This window comes from Wenjunlia tyrosinilytica, from assembly GCF_014646055.1.
In the GTDB taxonomy this organism is placed as follows: domain Bacteria; phylum Actinomycetota; class Actinomycetes; order Streptomycetales; family Streptomycetaceae; genus Wenjunlia; species Wenjunlia tyrosinilytica.
The window spans coordinates 1-2,294 of the sequence record NZ_BMMS01000121.1; the positions used below are offsets into that span (position 1 = coordinate 1).

Here is a 2,294-nt window from a genome sequence, read left to right on the forward strand (position 1 = left end):
GCAGCGAGGCATCGACGAACTCCCCCGCCAGCGAGTCCAGCACCACATCCACACCACGACCGCCCGTCGCAGCCAAAAACGCCCGCTCGAAACCCAGATCACGCGAAGAAGCGACATGCGCGCTGTCCAACCCGGACGCGTGGAGTGTGGGCCACTTGCCCACGCTCGCGGTACCGAAGACCTCCGCGCCCAGGTGACGGGCCAGCTGCACGGCGGCCATACCCACACCACCGGCCGCCGCGTGCACCAGCACCGACTCCCCGGCTTGCACTCCCCCGAGCTCGGTCAGCGCGTAGTACGCGGTCAGGAACACGATCGGCACCGACGCCGCCTGAGCGAACGACCAACCCGCCGGAATCCGCACCACCGTGCGAGCATCCGCGACCGCCACCGGCCCAAAGGCCCCCGGAATCAGCCCCATCACCCGATCGCCGACAGCGACACCGGAAACCCCCGGCCCGACCTCGGCTACGACACCCGCACCCTCGAGGCCGAAGTCACTCGCGTCACCCGGGTACATCCCCAGGGTGTTCAGCACATCGCGGAAGTTGACCCCCGCCGCCCGCACCGACACCCGCACCTGACCGGCCCCGAGCTCGGCCGTCACGTCGGGGCAGGCCGTCAGCCCCAGGCCCTCCAGCGTGCCGTTCTCCACGATGTCCAACCGCCATGCGGCAGCGTCCGGCGGGAGGGACAGAGCGGGCCGCCGGGACGTCATCCGGCTCAGCCGCGGCACGTAAGCCACGGACGCGCGCACCGCCAACTCCGGCTCACCCGATGACAACGCCGCCGAAAGCGCCTCCCGAGTGGGGGCCGCCCCGACGACATCCACCAGCGCGAACCTCGTCGGATGCTCGGACCGTGCCGCCCGCACCAGACCCCACACCGCGGCCGACACCGGATCCGGCGCGGCGTGATCGACAGCCACCGCGCCCTCGGTGACCACCACCAACCGCGAATCCTCAAAGGGCTTCGCTGCCAGCCACTCCTGCACCAGTCCCAACACCCGAGCGGTCACCGCCCGAACGGCGTCCACGACGTCACCATCGGGCCGCTCCACCTGGATGAAGACATCCGCGGGAACGCCCTCCCCGGACTCTGCGAGGGCAGCCGGAACGAGCTGAGAAGCGGGCGCGAAACCGACAGGCTCGGCCGCGTCCCGGTGGGCATCGGTCGCCGTGTCCACCGGTGCCGGGACCCAGTCGACTCGATACAGCAGGTCGGACAGCTCGGGCCGGGCAGCGCCGAGCCCGTCGCTGGACAGCGCGCGCATGGTGAGCGATTCAATGGTCGCCACGGGCATACCCGAAGCGTCGGCCAGCTCCAAGGCGACCGTGTCCGGGCCGCTCCTGGACAGTCGCGCCCTGAGCGACGCAGCTCCGCAGGCATGGAAGGTCACCCCGGACCAGGCGAACGGGACCTTCCCGCCTTCGTCGGCCCCGCTGGTTGCCTCGGTGACCGTTGCGACGCCAAGAGCATGCAGCACGGCATCGAGCAGCGCCGGATGGATTCCGAAGCGCTTTGCCTCGGGCACCGCGGCCTCCGGCAGGCTCGCCTCGGCGAACAGGTCGTCCCCACGCTGCCAGACGGACTTGAGCCCGCAGAACACCGGCCCGTAGTCGAAGCCGCCCTCGGCAAGCCGGTCGTAGAGGGTGTCCATGGGCAGCTCGCCGGCGTCGGCGGGCGGCCACTGCGAGAGATCGGCCTCGGAGGCCTCGGCGCTCGAGAGGAGCGCACCCCCGGCGTGCCTGGTCCAGGGCCGCTCGGGGTCGGCCGAAGCACCGTCCGGGCGGGAGTAGATGCCCAGGAGCCGTCGGCCCGACTCATCAGCCGGTGCGACCACGAGCTGTAGTTGGACCGCGCCCCGCTCGGGCAGCATCAGCGGCGCTTCGAGGGTCAGCTCCTCCACCTGGCCGCATTTCACTTGATCGGCGGCGTGAGCCGCCAGTTCCAGGAAGCCCGTGCCGGGGAAGAGAATCGACCCGGACACCGCATGCTCGGCCAACCAGGGCTGAGTGCGGGCGGACAGACGCCCGGTAAGGACCACCGAACCGGAGTCGGCGAGGGTGACGGCGGCACCCAGCAGGGGATGGTCGGCCGACGCCAGACCTGCCGCGCCGAGATCGCCGAGCAGCGCGCCCGAGAGCCTTGGCCAGTATCGGCTGCGCTGGAAGGCATACGTGGGCAGCTCAACGTGCCGGGCCCGGGGGAAGAACACCGACCAGTCCACGTCGGCGCCATCGGTGAACGCTTCGGCCACGGCGGAGAGCAGGGCCCTCACCTCCGACCGGTCC

General features: G+C 71.1%; 1 protein-coding gene. It reads right to left on the reverse strand.

The window, feature by feature from the left end:
* Nucleotides 1–2,294, reverse strand: a 2,294-nt coding sequence (locus tag IEY86_RS35780) for a SpnB-like Rossmann fold domain-containing protein (RefSeq protein WP_189136072.1), incomplete at both ends; no start/stop codon positions are given.